This window comes from Xanthobacter sp., assembly GCF_041911315.1.
GTDB classification, from domain to species: domain Bacteria; phylum Pseudomonadota; class Alphaproteobacteria; order Rhizobiales; family Xanthobacteraceae; genus Xanthobacter; species Xanthobacter aminoxidans.
Window position 1 is genome coordinate 35557 of sequence record NZ_JAYRPE010000053.1, and the last position, 13086, is coordinate 48642.

At 72.1% G+C, this 13086-nt stretch carries 17 protein-coding genes; 2 read left to right on the top strand and 15 right to left on the bottom strand.

Translation table 11 applies throughout. The features are described from left to right. Positions 1–80 precede the first annotated feature (80 nt). From ACE3QW_RS15165 to ACE3QW_RS15195, 7 genes are all read right to left on the bottom strand, one after another. The gene (locus tag ACE3QW_RS15165) at positions 81–224 is read right to left on the bottom strand and encodes a hypothetical protein (protein ID WP_156026214.1); all 144 of its coding nucleotides are present in this window, start codon (positions 222–224) and stop codon (positions 81–83) included. A gap of 14 nt (positions 225–238) precedes the next feature. Continuing rightward, the gene (locus ACE3QW_RS15170; protein ID WP_374252247.1) at positions 239–559 is read right to left on the bottom strand and encodes a hypothetical protein; all 321 of its coding nucleotides are present in this window, start codon (positions 557–559) and stop codon (positions 239–241) included. Positions 560–592: 33 nt separating this feature from the next. Beyond that, complete coding sequence (locus ACE3QW_RS15175) at positions 593–1294, bottom strand: DUF2793 domain-containing protein (protein WP_374252249.1); 702 nt, start codon at positions 1292–1294, stop codon at positions 593–595. Positions 1295–1323: 29 nt separating this feature from the next. Then, positions 1324–5223, bottom strand: a complete 3900-nt coding sequence (locus tag ACE3QW_RS15180; protein WP_374252251.1) for a glycoside hydrolase/phage tail family protein — start codon at positions 5221–5223, stop codon at positions 1324–1326. Between the two features lie 396 nt (positions 5224–5619). After that, complete coding sequence (locus tag ACE3QW_RS15185; RefSeq protein WP_374252253.1) at positions 5620–6060, bottom strand: NlpC/P60 family protein; 441 nt, start codon at positions 6058–6060, stop codon at positions 5620–5622. Further along, entirely contained in the window at positions 6057–6947 is an 891-nt protein-coding gene (locus tag ACE3QW_RS15190) for a DUF2163 domain-containing protein (protein WP_374252254.1), read from the bottom strand. Before ACE3QW_RS15190 ends, ACE3QW_RS15185 begins: the two co-directional genes overlap by 4 nt. An 8-nt stretch (positions 6948–6955) precedes the next feature. Next, on the bottom strand, positions 6956–7597 hold the full coding sequence (locus ACE3QW_RS15195; protein ID WP_374252256.1) for a TIGR02217 family protein: 642 nt from the start codon (positions 7595–7597) through the stop codon (positions 6956–6958). 109 nt (positions 7598–7706) lie between these two features. Between ACE3QW_RS15195 and ACE3QW_RS15200 the strand changes: the two genes are divergently transcribed. Both ACE3QW_RS15200 and ACE3QW_RS15205 read left to right on the top strand, forming a co-directional pair. After that, entirely contained in the window at positions 7707–8402 is a 696-nt protein-coding gene (locus tag ACE3QW_RS15200; RefSeq protein ID WP_374252257.1) for a hypothetical protein, read from the top strand. A gap of 765 nt (positions 8403–9167) precedes the next feature. Further along, on the top strand, positions 9168–9542 hold the full coding sequence (locus tag ACE3QW_RS15205) for a hypothetical protein (protein ID WP_374252259.1): 375 nt from the start codon (positions 9168–9170) through the stop codon (positions 9540–9542). 4 nt (positions 9543–9546) lie between these two features. On the opposite strand, the gene ACE3QW_RS15210 is transcribed toward ACE3QW_RS15205, so the two are convergent. From ACE3QW_RS15210 to ACE3QW_RS15245, 8 genes are read right to left on the bottom strand one after another with little or no spacing between them, the layout of a single operon-like run. Beyond that, positions 9547–10116, bottom strand: coding sequence for a phage tail tape measure protein (locus ACE3QW_RS15210; protein ID WP_250168233.1), 570 nt, complete (start codon positions 10114–10116; stop codon positions 9547–9549). 4 nt (positions 10117–10120) lie between these two features. Continuing rightward, entirely contained in the window at positions 10121–10372 is a 252-nt protein-coding gene (locus tag ACE3QW_RS15215; protein ID WP_374252261.1) for a rcc01693 family protein, read from the bottom strand. Next, positions 10369–10716 carry a gene transfer agent family protein gene (locus ACE3QW_RS15220; RefSeq protein WP_374252263.1) on the bottom strand — a complete coding sequence of 116 codons (348 nt, stop codon included), beginning with the start codon at positions 10714–10716 and terminating at the stop codon, positions 10369–10371. Before ACE3QW_RS15220 ends, ACE3QW_RS15215 begins: the two co-directional genes overlap by 4 nt. A gap of 11 nt (positions 10717–10727) precedes the next feature. After that, positions 10728–11135: a phage major tail protein, TP901-1 family gene (locus tag ACE3QW_RS15225; RefSeq protein WP_374252265.1), complete on the bottom strand. Its 408-nt coding sequence runs from the start codon at positions 11133–11135 to the stop codon at positions 10728–10730. Positions 11136–11147: 12 nt separating this feature from the next. Then, positions 11148–11567 (bottom strand): DUF3168 domain-containing protein, encoded by a 420-nt coding sequence (locus ACE3QW_RS15230; protein ID WP_374252267.1) that lies wholly within the window; start codon positions 11565–11567, stop codon positions 11148–11150. Then, on the bottom strand, positions 11564–11857 hold the full coding sequence (locus tag ACE3QW_RS15235; RefSeq protein WP_374252269.1) for a hypothetical protein: 294 nt from the start codon (positions 11855–11857) through the stop codon (positions 11564–11566). Before ACE3QW_RS15235 ends, ACE3QW_RS15230 begins: the two co-directional genes overlap by 4 nt. Continuing rightward, the gene (locus ACE3QW_RS15240) at positions 11854–12177 is read right to left on the bottom strand and encodes a head-tail adaptor protein (protein WP_374252271.1); all 324 of its coding nucleotides are present in this window, start codon (positions 12175–12177) and stop codon (positions 11854–11856) included. Before ACE3QW_RS15240 ends, ACE3QW_RS15235 begins: the two co-directional genes overlap by 4 nt. After that, positions 12174–12737, bottom strand: a complete 564-nt coding sequence (locus ACE3QW_RS15245) for a head-tail connector protein (protein WP_374252273.1) — start codon at positions 12735–12737, stop codon at positions 12174–12176. The genes ACE3QW_RS15240 and ACE3QW_RS15245 overlap by 4 nt, the downstream gene beginning before the upstream one ends. Positions 12738–13086: the final 349 nt, after the last annotated feature.

The following is a 13086-nucleotide window of genomic DNA, read 5'->3' on the forward strand; positions in this document are numbered from 1 at the left end:
TTGGCGAAAGCACAGGCACGCCCGCGCCGGGGTCTCCGGCGCGGGTGATCGGGGGATGGGGAAAGGGGTGAAGCGGCGGCTCAGATGCGCTCGATGAGGCGTGCGCCGTCCGCGTCGGTCAGCGGCGTGCCATCGGCATCGACGAGAAAGATGAAGCCGCGCGGGGGACGGCGGCCGCGCCGGCCGCGCAGGACCGCGCCGGCGAAGAGGGAGAGGGACAGCATCGCCGCCGCTCCGCTCAGCGGTCGATCAAGGCGTAGATATCGATGCCCGCGCTGGTGCCTGTCGCCCACACCCGGCGCACCTGGCACGGCGGCAAGGGCTGAAGGCCCGGCAAGGCGCGCACATCGATGCGGGTGGCATCGTCGGCACCGACAGGGGTGAGGCGCACGGTGGCGACGCCGCCGGACACCTCCTCGGGCACGAACACCCACAGGGCCTTGGCGTAGACGGGAAGCTCGTCGCTGTCGGACGGCGTGACGCGGCTCATCAGCCGCGTCGGCGAGGAGAGCGAGGCGGCGAGCCCGCGCAGCGGGTCTCGGCTGGAATCATAGGACATGGGAAGCTCCGAAAGGCTGGCGCGAGGCGCGGGTCACGCGCCGGGAATGGCGAGGAGGAGGAGGTGCAGGCCGACGCGCACCGTGCCGCCGCCGAAGCTGCCGCCGATGGCGGTGAGGCGGACCGGCGTCGGCGCGTAGAAGGCGGTGGGGCCGATGACCCCCATGTTCGTGGCGCCCGCCGCGACACCGAGGCTGCCGCCAAACTTCGCCTGCTCCCCGGCGATGCCGCAGTCGTAGGCGGAGGCGCCGCTCACGGCGGTGAGGGTGCGGGTGGAGACGCCGAGCACGATGGCGCGATCGGGAATAATGAGCGCGGTGTCCACGAAGGCGCCGGAGAGGAGCACATCCACCTCCCGCACCTCGCCCGAGATGGCGCCGCGGTGGGCGCTGGCCGCCAGAGGCGAGACCCAGGCCCCGCCGTCGAACACTGCGAGCCGCCCCTCGTCGCGGATGAAGGCAAGGAAGCCCGCCGCCACGGGGAGGAAGTCGAACGCGCCCGCCTCATAGGCCGCGATCATCCCGACCCGCCCCGCAAACTCACCGGTGGCGCCGGACGGCACGAACCAGCGCGCCCCCTCGGCGGGCGAGGTCGGCGGGGCGGGCGCGGTGGCGCTCTCCAGCACCAGCTGCACGAAGGCGTCGAGGCGGCGGATGGCCTCGTTGTGGGTGACATGCTTCTGCGCCTGGGCCGCCGCGATATACGGCAGCGCCAGGTTCGCCGATTGCTCGGACATGGCTGGACCTCGATGGAAGGAGAAGAGCCTTACGGCGCTACGGTCGCCGTCACCGCCGCGCCCGCGCCGACGCTGGCCGAGAGCTGCGCGACGCGGACGGTGAGTTCGCCCTGCGGCGCGCCGAAATCGGCGATCTCGTCGGCGGCGGCATAGAGAGTTTCAGGCGACGCGAGGGTGAAGCTGCGCCGCACGGTCTCGCCGTCGAGAATGTCGAGCCGATAGGCCTCGCTGGCCTCGCCCAGCGGCACCTCCACCGCCTCCCATCCGTCGCCCGCGATGCGGGTGCGGCGGATGAAGGAGAAGGCGACGCCCGCCTCGGTCCGCCGCCCCCGCACATGCACCGGCGAGAGCGGCGTGAGCGCCCGGCCGGAGATGGTGGCGGCGACTTCCGTCACCTCCTCCGCGCCCTGGTCGTCCCGCGCCGAGCCGACGCGATAGCGGAAGCTGCGCCCCAGCGCTGCGACGCCGCTGGCGACGCTCACCAGCGTGCCGTCGAGGCGCACGAGGCGGGTGCCCGCCGGCCATGTCTCCGCCCCCGTCGCTTCCGTGCCGGCGAGGCCGCGCAGCAGGCCGGTGAGGCGGTAGCTGCCGGCATCCACCAACTCGGCCTCGGTGAAGGCGACGATCTCCGGCGCGCGATCCTCGGCGAGGAGCACGAGGAGGTTGGCACCGGCCAGCACCTCCGCCTCGCTGGCCGAGACGAGGAGGGAGGTCTCAAGCGTCACCTCCATCGCGTTGTGCCGATCGAACCGCCAGAGCGGCCCCGGCGGCAGAGGCGCGGTGAGGGTGCCGAAGGTGGCGGAGGCGGTGATGGGCGCCAGCGTCTCGAAGCTGGCGCCATCGGTGGAGCGCCAGATCGCCAGCGTCCCCGGCCAGGGCGAGGCGGCGGCGGCAAGCCATTGCAGGGGAACGGGTTCCGCTTCCGACAAGGCCGGCAGGTCGAGCACCCGCACGGCGGGCGGTCCGGAGGCACCGGGCAGCGCAATGTGCCCCGCCCCTTCCTCCGCCAGCGCCACGTCGAACACCTCCGGCTCGATGGTGCGGGCGGTAATCGCCAGCGCCTCCGCCTCCTCCACGCGGACGATCTCCACGAGGCGGGTGCGGCCATCGAAGGCGAGCCGAACGAGGTCGCCGGGCGCCAGCGCGAGCAGCGAGGGTGGCAGCGAGAAGGTCAGCGTCTCCCGCCCGGCCCACAGATCCTGAAGCCAGACATCGGCGGCGCGCACCATCACCGCGTCCGACGCGACGACCGCAAGGTCCGCCTGCGTCACATGCCGGCTCCGGCCCGCGAGGCGGCGGGAGGAGACGGTGGCGCGGCGGTAGTCGTGCAGGGCATCGACGAAGCCCACCGTCACCTCCAGCGGCAGCTCGGTCTCCTGCGCGCGGGTGACGGCGAGGAGGGGCGCGCCCTCCACCTGCACCAGATCGGCGGTGGCGATCTCCGCCACCTCCCCCTGCCCCCGCGGGCGGAACACCAGGCGGCCCTCCTCTTCTCCCGCCTCGAAGGCGAAGGCGCGGGCGAGCGGCTCCAGCGCCGCGCGGGCGGTCATGGGCTGCTCCACCACATAGCCCTCGACGGCGCCGGAGAGGCGCGCGCTGTCCACATCGGCAATGCCGAAATCGGCGGCGAGGGTCGCCACCAGCGCATCCAGCGGCGCGGCGCCGAGGCGGCCGGTAAGCCAGTGGCCCGTGGCCCAGTTGGTGCCGTCTGCCCACACCTCGGTGGCGTAGGGGAATTGGGGATAGGGCCGCGCATCCCAGCTCCACAGGAAGAGCGCGTCGGGCTCCACCATGCGGCCGGGATAGAGGGTCGCGGCGGGGTTGTCGGCCGTGTCCGCATCCGCGCCGAAGGTGGCGAGGATGGCTTCCAGCGTGCGGCGCTGGATGAGGTCGTCCCGCGCGCCGGAGGAGAAGGGCGGCAGGCGGTTCTCGGCGGATTTCGCATCCGGAAACGCGCTCGGCCGGTTGGCGCCCTTGTCCACCGCCGGGCACCCTGCCTCCATCAGGCGGATGGGCTTGGCACCGGGCACATAAGCCGTGGGGCTTCCGCTGCGTACGCCCGCGATGCGCTCGTGATGGGCGTTCGCCCACCAGGACCAGAGATCCTTCTGCCGATACACCCACGGCTCGCCGAAGGCGCCGTCGGTGATGGCGCTGCGATCCTGCGCGGCGCGGGCGTCATCGTCCGGATAGAACCAGTCGAAGGCCTCACCGCGGCGCAGGTTGGCCTTCAGATAGGCGCGGTCGTGAATGGACTGCGCCAGCGCCGTATCGAGATGGGCCGAGCCGTCGCGCCAGTCGGCGAGCGGGGGGTAATAATCGATGCCGATGAAGTCCACCGCATCGGCGCCCCACACCACATCGAGGGGAAAGCGCACGTCGCCGGAGGCGAGCACCTGCACGCCATATTCGGTCCAGTCGGCCGCATAGGAGACGAGGGTGGACGGCCCCACAACCGCCTTCACATCGGCCGCCAGCGCGGCGAGCGCGGCGGCGGCGGGGAAGGCGCCGGTGTCGTCGGTGAGGCGGGTGAGCGCGGCCATTTCCGAGCCGATGAGGATCGCCTCCACCCCGCCCGCCGCGACGGCGAGATGGGCGTAATGCAGCACCATGCGCCGCAGGCTCCATTCATCCGGCCCGTGATAGATCACGCTCGTGCCGATGCGGGTGAAGTCCCCCGCCACGGCCGTGCCGAACAGCGCCGCCACCTGCGCGCGGCAGGCCGCCGTGCCATCCACCGTTCCCGCCCGCCCCGGCGCAGGGTCGCAGACGATGCGCCCGCGCCAGGGATGGGGCGGCTGGGACGCGGCGCCGGTCCACGGGTCGGGGCGGGTGTTGTCGGCGGGAATGTCCATCATGACGAAGGGATTGAGCGTCACTTTCAGCCCCGCCTCGCGCATGCGGGTGATGGCGCGCACCACGCTGTCGTCGGAGGGCGTGCCGCCATAGGCCGCGCGGCCCTCATATTGCGAGACGGCGGGGGTGGTGAGGCGCGTCTGCCCGCCCACGCTCCACAGCGCCGGGGCGGTCGCCTTGTTGAGGCGCTCGCACTTCGGCCGCACGGCGCATTGGCCGGCGCGCAGATCGTCGCCGAACCAGGACACCACCAGCGAGACGCGCTCAAGGTTCGGGCAGGCGCCGAGGAGCTGGTCCAGGGAGGCCTCGAAATCGCTGAAGAAGCTGGTGACGTGCCGGTTCTCCGGCCCGTAGCTCGCCTCGCCATAGACCTGGCGGATGTTGCGCGTCTCGTAGCCGAACTCGGTGGCGCCGGGGATCAGCGTCACCGCCTTCACCTGGCGTTCGAGCGCGCCGATGGAGCGCTCCACCTCCACCGTGATCTGCGGCAGGCGGTTGCCGTAGTCGGTCAGTTCCAGATTGCGGAAGGTGAGGTAGGCGACGCCGCGATAGGCCGGCGTGCCCGCCGCGTCCTGCTTCGCCTCGATCCACGAGTCCGGCGCCTCGTCCGCCGCGCCGAGATGGGTGGTGATGTGCAGGCGCCGTGTGTCGAGCAGCTTGCCGTCGGCCCAGATGCGGCCGATGCGCGAGACCGGACCTTCGCACAGGGCCACGGCGAAATTGGCGTAATAGGTGTAGGTCGTGGTGCTGGCCGAGAGGCTGCCGCCCTTGCCACCGACGGATTGCGTCTCCTCCTTCTTCACCTCCTTGAGCTTCAGCGCCCAGATCACCTGTCCGGCGAGGCGCGCGCGGCCGTAGATGCGGGGCAGCGGTGCACCGGCGGTGGATGCCATCACGTCGAGGTCGGTGAGGCGCGGGCCTTCCGCATGGCGCGAGCGGTTGCCGCCGAGAAGCGCCCCGTCGATGACCGAGCCGCCGAGCGCGCCAAGCGCCCGCCCCGCCACCGCGCCGATGGGTCCGAACAGCGCGCCGCCGATAAGGCCGCCGGCCGCGCCGAGAAGCAGCGTCGCCATGGGTGAGGCTCCGGGATGGAAAGGATGTGGGAAGAAGGTGGCCCCTCACCCCGACATTGCGCCGTCATCGCCCGGCGTATCCGGGCGATCCACGGTTGGGCGGGTTCGGGTGTCCGGGCAGCGCGAAAGCGGCCCGGTGGATGCCCCGGACAAGCCGGGGCATGACGGTGGGGAGGACGGTGCAAGCGCCCCGCTTCGCTCTCGCGCCTCGGCCGACTGGAACGGAGCGAAGCGCAGTGGAAGGAGAGCCGTGGCCCAGCGCAACACGTCGCCGAAGGCGGCTCTTTTCCGATGCTCTGCGGGCGGGTGCCGGCTTCGCCGACCTTTCCCCTGGACCCCGGATCGGCGCTCCACCTGTGGTGTCGCTTGTCCGGGGAACTGTTTCGATGAGCCCCCCTACCCCGCCCCCGGAAATGCGAAGGCATAGGCCAGCCGCCGGCGCCACCAGGGCGTCAGCGCGGTCTCGCACACGCTCGCGCCGTCATAGGCGTGGATCATGCGCCCGCTCTCGGAGAGCAGCGCCGCGTGCTTGGCCGGAAGGTGCTCCCGGAAGCGAAACAGCAGCACGTCGCCGGGCTGCGCCTCAGCGAGCGGAACGGTGACGAGATGGCGCCGCGCGGTGTCGGCCAGCGTCTCGCGCCGGCCCGCCTCGGCCCAGTCGGGGGCGTAGGCGGGAAGCGCCTCCGGCTCCGGCCCCACCACGACGCGCCAGATGCCGCGCACGAGGCCGAGGCAGTCCGCGCCGTGACCTTTCAGGGAGGCACGATGGAGATAGGGCGTGCCGATCCAGCCGCGGGCCTCGGCCAGGATGGCGGCGCGATCAGGAACCCCGCTCATTCCCTGAGGCTCCCGTCGTATCCGCCCTCGCCGGGGATGGCGACGGAGATGACCGCGTCGTTGCCCGGCATGTGCGGGAAGCCGCGAAAATTGAGTGCGTTTGAGAAGCGGTCGCGACAGGTCGCAAAGCGCTTGTCGCAGCCGGCGGTGAGGGTGATCTCGTCGCCCTCCGCCACATCGAACGGCGGGCGCTGCCACAGGCGCAGGACCACCCCTTCCGCATCCACCAGATGCGCCTTCACCTCGGTGGCGAAACCCGCGTTGACGCCGCTCGCGAACACCGCGCGGCCCCGCGCGAAGGCGCCGGTCGCGAAGCCGTCGAGGCCGGTGACGCGCAGGCGCAGCGCGCCCTCCACCGCGCTCACCGCCACGCTCGCGGAATGGGCCGGCGCCGCGAGGTCGATGCCGCAGCGGGCATCGCCAAGATCGGCATCGCAGGTGGGCGTGAAGAGGCGGCCGCGCGTCTGGTTGAAGGCATCCGCGAGGGCGCGGATCTCGGCGGTGAACACGCCATCCTCTGAGCGCACCTCGCCGATGGTTCCCCGCCGCAGCAGGAGGTGCTGCGCGGGGGCCTGCCAGTTGACCAGCAGCAGGTCCACGCCCGCCCCGTCATAGAGGCCGGCGGCGAGGTCGGCGGCATCGAGGGCATCGGCGCTGAGGGCGCCGGAGAGTTCCGCGCCGGTGACGGAAAGCCCTTGCGCCTGCGTGCTTTCCGAGCCCGCGATGCCGGAGGCGGCGAAGAAGGTCACGCCCTCCACGCGGAGGTCGCGATCATGGTCGGTGAAGCCCAGCACGGTGCCGTCGCGGCGGGTCACGCGCCAGGCGCGGCAGAGCGTGGTGACGCCGCTCGCGAGATGGTCGGCGAGGGCGGGATCGAGAGTGCGCATGGCGAGCCTCACACGCGGATTTCGATGATGGGGATGCGGGGGATCGCGCCGGCCGCGAAGGCGGAGAGATCCACCTCGAGAAAATCGGTGTCGAAGCGCACCGGAACGTCGAAGCGGAAGCCCGCCGTGACGACCGCGGAGGGAGCCGGGATGGCGCCTTCCGCGAAGGTGATTTCGCCGCGCGCGGTGTCGAGCGAGAAGTGTGCGCCTTCAACGTGTTCGATGCCGTTCACCGCAACCTTCACGCTGCCCGCGACAGGCTTGGTGATGGCCCGCAGATAGGGCGCGTGGAGCGCGCCGTAGCGCTTCGTCAGCGCGAAGGTCGCGCGCGCTCCGTCACCCGCGCCGATGACCTGGTCGAGGGCGCTCACATCGGCTTGCGGAGCGGCCGAGGAATGGTCGAGACGATCACGCCAGCGGAAGCCGTGGAGACGCCCGCGACGCTCCTCGAAGAAGGCGACGATTTCGGCCAGAGCGGCGAAGGTCTTCACCCCGTAACCGGCGTCCCATCGACGTCGCGAATCAGCCTGTCGCGTGTTGCGCTCCTCGCGTCCGGAGGCGGTCGTGACCACCTCGGTGACGCGCTCCGGACCGCCCGAAGCGCCGAGAGCGACCTCCAGAGGAAACAAAATCTCATGAAAGGCGGCCATATGATGCCCCCATCCCCTAATTCTTGGCCGAAAACAGTAGAGATGGCCTTGACATAGTTGAACGTGACGCCTTGACTTTCCTGTGCCCCGTTGAGCATGGAGCGAAAGCATGGCTACCAAGCCCGCGAAGAAGCCGGCCGCCGCCGCCGAGAAACCTGCCGAGAAGAAGGCCGCAGCCCCCAAGGCCGCAGCCAAGACCACAGCACCCAAGACCACCGCCCCCAAGGCTGCCGCGCCGAAGGCCGAAGCCAAGGCCGCTGCACCGAAGGCCGCTGCACCGAAGGCTCCTGCCAAGAAGGCCGCCGCCCCCAAGGCTGCTGCCCCGAAGGCCGAGGCCAAGGCCGCTGCACCGAAGGCTGCTGCCCCTAAGGCTCCCGCCAAGAAGGCCGCCGCGCCCAAGGCTGAAGCCAAGGCCGCCGCGCCGAAGGCTGCTGCCAAGAAGGCTGCTGCCCCCAAGGCCGCTTCCGCGAAGGCTGCCGCCAAGCCCGCCGAGGCTCCGGCCGCCGAGAAGAAGGCCGCCGCTCCCAAGGCCGCGAAGGCGCCTGCCAAGGCTGCGGCTCCCAAGGCCGCTGCCAAGCCCGCCGCTGCGCCCAAGGCTGCGGCTCCGAAGGCTGCTGCCAAGCCCGCCGCCGAGAAGAAGGCTGCCGCCCCCAAGAAAGCTGCTGCCCCCAAGGCCGCTGCGAAGCCTGCTGCTGCTCCCGCCCCCGCGCCGGAGACCAAGCCCGCCGCCCCCCAGGCTGCTGCCAAGCCCGCTGCCAAGAAGGCCGCTGCGCCCAAGGCTCCCAAGGCTCCCGCGAAGAAGTGATCTTCGCTCCCCGATGGCGGCGTGCGGCTCAGGGCCCGCGCCACCGCCATCGGAGCGCCGCCGGATGCGGCGCAAGCCATATGGCCGCCCACGGGCGGCGTATCAGGTCGCCAGGACCCTGCCGCCCACGGGCGGCAAGATGAGGCGAGGCCGCCTCACGGCGCGTCATCACGCAAGGCGCCTCAGGCGCAGCGGCGTTCTTGGCGGCGGGCTTGGGGATTGCCGCCATTGGTGGCAGGCAGGCTGGGCCGCAGGCACGATCGGCGCAAAGCCTTCATGTCCGGGCTCTTCATGTGTTGCACCCTGTGCGCCCAGGCACTGTGAGGCCTGGGCCTTTGTGTGTTCGAGCCTCCCGATGTCCGGGGGGCTGATCCGGGTGGACGTCGTATCCGTTCAGGCATCGGCCAGTGGGGCAAGGCTGGAATGCCGCGAGCGGAACGACGGCGCCATCGCACACGTCACGCCGGAGCTTCCCCGCGCCTTTTGGGCAGGACCTTGGCGCAGGACCTTGGAGCAGGACCTTGGCGAAAGATCCGGGCGAAGGATGACGCACCCGCCGCCCAGCTGAGGCCGGACTGCGCTCAAGCCTTCCTCGCCGGGCGCCCCTGTTGATCGACCGCGGGTCGGTCGCGATACGTCTCAGGCGCGACACGTCGCCATTACCGGCAAGCTGCCGGTCCGTCAGGGGATTTCCCGGTGGGCGCTGCCACGCTATGGTCCGATGGCTCGCACCGGGCGAGCTGCCGGACCGCCACTCCTCGTGCCATGACGATCAGCGCCCCCAGCCCCCTCTCCTCTGCACGACGCTCCGGCGCCGCCTTCGGCCTCGCGCGGCTCTGCGGCGCGGTGGTGCTCGGCGCCACGGTGGCCGCGGCCGCCGCAAGCCCGGCGCTGGCGCAGGCCAGCGGCAAGAGCAGTCCTTCCGGCAGCAAGAGCGACAGCTTCTGCGCCAGCTACGGCCCGGGCTTCCAGCGGGTGCCGGGCTCGGATTCCTGCGTGAAGACCGGCGCCGTCGTGCGCAGCGATGCCTATAGCGGCAGCTCGGTGAGCAACGCGCCCAACCAGTTCAACAACTCTTCGTCGTCCGCGCTGCCCTCCACGGCAGCGCCGGCGGCGGACCCGTGGAAAACCGCGCGCTGAAGGCTCAGCCGCCGCGCTGGCCCCGCGCCACCGCCCGCGCCACCAGGCCCGAGACATAGGCGTCCGAGCGGCGGAAACCGGAGAGGTCGGGCGTCGCGATATTCACCGTCACCGCCCCGCGCCCCGCCCCTTCGGCGCTGCGCACGCCGAGCCGCCCATCGGCCCCGCGCGCCAGCGGCAGGATCGCCTCCGCGCCCTTCTCCCCCATCAGGCCAAGGGAGGCGCCGAGGGGAAAATAGGTGGGCGCCGCCACCACGCCGCCGCGCGCGAACGGCTTCACCTGCCCCTCCCCGATCACCCCGCCCTTGGCGAAGCCAAGCCCCGCGCCGGCGCCGGAAAGAAGAGAGGTGAGTGAACTCTCCAGCGGCTTCAGGGCCGCCGTGAGCGCGAGGTTGGCGAGGCGGGTCGCGAGCTGCTCCAGCACCGTGCCGAGATCCTTGCCCTGCACGGCGAGGCCGGTGAAGGCGGAGGCGAGCGCGGAGGAAAAGCCACGCGCGGACACTTCCGCCGCGCCCAGCGCCGCCATGGCGCTGCGGGTGTCCACCTGGAGGGCGATATCGACGGTCTCGGTCATGGCATCATCCTCTCGTGCGATCGGGAAACCGCGCCATGAGCGCGGCAAGGCCGGCGCGGTCGATGGCATCGGGCGCGGCGGGCAGCAGCGCGGAGAGGGCGGCCGCGAGTTCCCGCGGCGTCATCCGCCAGAAGGCATCGGGGGCAAGCCGCAGCAGGCCGAAGCCGGCGCCCATGGCGAGCGCCCAGGGAAAGGCGCGCGCCGGGAGCGCCGCGCTCTCTCCCGCAAAGACGCGCGCCGCAGGCGTCGCGCTCATGCCGGCTGCGGCGCGGGAGGGGATTGGGACGCTTCCTCCCCGCCGAAGGTGGCGGCGAGCAGGTCCGAGACGATGCGCGCGAAGCCCGCCGCGCCACCATCCGCCCGCATCCGCTCCACGTCCTCCACGCTCACCTCGGCCCCCGCGCCATTCAGCCCGGCGGCGATGACGCGCGCGGCATCCCGCGCGGAGAGACGGCCCCGGCCGAAGCGCTCGGCCAGCGCCATGAGATCGTCCGCGCCGAACGCCGCTTCCAGCTCCGCCAGCGCGCCAAGGGTGAGGACGAGCACGCGCGGCGTGCCGTCGAGCACCGCCGAAATCTCGCCGCGCCGGCGGTTGGGCATGCCGCCGCCCATCACAGCGCCGCGAAGGCGATTTCGCCCGCGCTCTCCAACGTGAGGTCGAAGGTGATCTCCCGGTCGTGCTCGGCCGCGATCTCCAGCGCCGTCACCTGGAACGGGCCGGTGAGCGTGCCGAAATCCGGGATCAGCAACTGGCAGCTCGCCAGCGCGCCGGAGAAGAAGAGCTGGCGGACGAGGGCGTCCGACGCCGCGTCCTTGAACACGCCGGAGCCGGAGACGGACGCGCGCTTCACGCCCGCCCCGTCCAAAAGCTCGCGCCAGCGGCCGGCGCTTTCGGAATGGGTCACGTCCACGCTCTGCGCGTTGAAGGCGAGGGTGCGCGTGCGCAGCCCCGCCACGGTGAGGAAGGAGGTGCCGTCATGCACCTTCAGGAGCAGATCCTTGCCCTTCTGCGCGGCCATTTTCGTCTCCGGTCAAACGGGCTCGGTGACGGCGCGGAACCGTACCAGAGCGTGGAAGGTGCGCCCGTCGCTCTCGCGGCGGACCTCGGCGGTGGTGGCGCGCAGGTTGGCGAGGCGATGCCCGTCGAGGGCGAGGGCCGCATCGTGCAGCGCCGCCTGCAAGCGCGCGGCGATGGCGAAGGCCTCCGCCCGCCCGCCGGAGCGGGAGAAGACGTGCAGCGTCAGCGCCTGCTCGCTGCCCGCCTCGGTGGCGGTGGACCAGTCGGCCACCACCGCCTCGCCGAGGGTGACGAAGGGAAAATCCGCATCGCCTGGCGGCACGTCATGCACGCGCGGCGCGCCGAGCAGCGCCACCAGCGCGACATCGGCCACAAGGGCCGCATGGATGGCGGCGCGCAACGCCAGCGCGGGGCTGTCGGGGGGCACGCTCATGGGCGCCTCCGGGCGAAGAGAAGGCGGATGCGGTCGAGCACCGGATCGCCCGGCCGGTCGAAGGCGCCGCGCACGCGGTCGAGGAAGGCGGCGCCGGACACCTGCACCAGAGGCCGTGCGGGGGTGCCCGCCACGGATGCGACAGCGCCGGCCTCGGCGCCGATCTCGGCCGCGAGGTCATCGGCGGCACGGACGGCGGCGGCGGCTTCCGCGTCCGGGAAATGGCGCGCGGCGATGCGGCGGGCGAGGCCGTCGAGGCCGCGGGTGCGGACGCTGAATTCCGTCCTCATGTCTGTTCCTCGCTGCAGCGGATGCGATGGAACCGGCCGCGCCCGTCCGCATCGATGATGGACTCCACCGCCAGCACACGGCCGGCATGGATCAGCCGGTCGCCGGCGGCGATGGTGTTGGGCGCCCGCACGGTGACGCGCAGCACGCGCGCGGCGCGGGGCCGATCCTCGCCGAGGCCGTAGGCGGTGGAGACCTCCTCCACCGCGCCCCACAGCACATCCACCGAGATGAAGCTGCGCGCGACGCCGCCGGCACCGTCCGGCACCTCCAGCGGCGTCTGGTGGGTCAGGCGATGGCGCAGGGCGCCGATCCCGGTCACAGCCGCACCACGCGATAGGGCGCGATCAGCGCGCGGGCGGCGGCGGGGAGTTGGGTGGCGTCTCCCGGCCCGTCGCGATGCTCATAGAGATGGGCGAGCATGAGCCGCACCGCCTGCACGAGATCCGCCGGCACATCGGCCGCGTCTGCGCCGTAGCCGGCCGCGAGCGTGATGACGATGCCGCCATGGGAGACGAGCGGCGCCGAGACGCGCGCGGGCTCCACCCGGATCAGCGCGGGGGCGCGGTCGCCTACCAGGGTCAGCGCGCCCTCGGGCAGCGCCACCGGCGTGCCGTCCACCGCCGCCACGGTGGCCGAGAGGATGGTGCGCACCGGGACGACGGGCGCCGGGATCACCCCGCGCAGGGGCCAGCGATCCAGCGAGAAGCGCCAGGTCTGCTCCATCAGAATGCGCCCCGTCGCCGCCTCCACATGGCGGCGGGCGGCGGCGATGAGGGCATCGATGAGGGTGTCCTCGACGTCGGTCTCGACGCGCAGAAAGGCCTTCGCCTCCGCCCGCGTCAGCGGCTCGGCGGCGGGGTCGGAGAGAAGCTCTGCCATGATGGGCTCCGGGTGAAAGGGATGGGCGAAAGGCTGGGTGCGCGGCGGGCGCCTGTGGGGTGGAGAGGCCCGCCCACCCAAACCGGCGGAAGCTCCCTCTCCCCTTGCGGGAGAGGGGTGGGGTGAGGGGTGTGGCAACGAAAGGACCGGCGCCGGGGTTTGGCGGAGAGGTCTCTCCCCCTCACCCCCGGCCCCTCTCCCTCGAGGGAGAGGGGAGGAAGAAATTGCGCAGTCATCGTCCGGACACGCCGGGCGATGACTGGTTAAGCGAGGTCTCTGCCCTTCGGAGCAATTGCCCCGCTGCGCGGAAGTCGTGCGCTCGCCCCGCATCGGCGCTCCACCTTCGGTG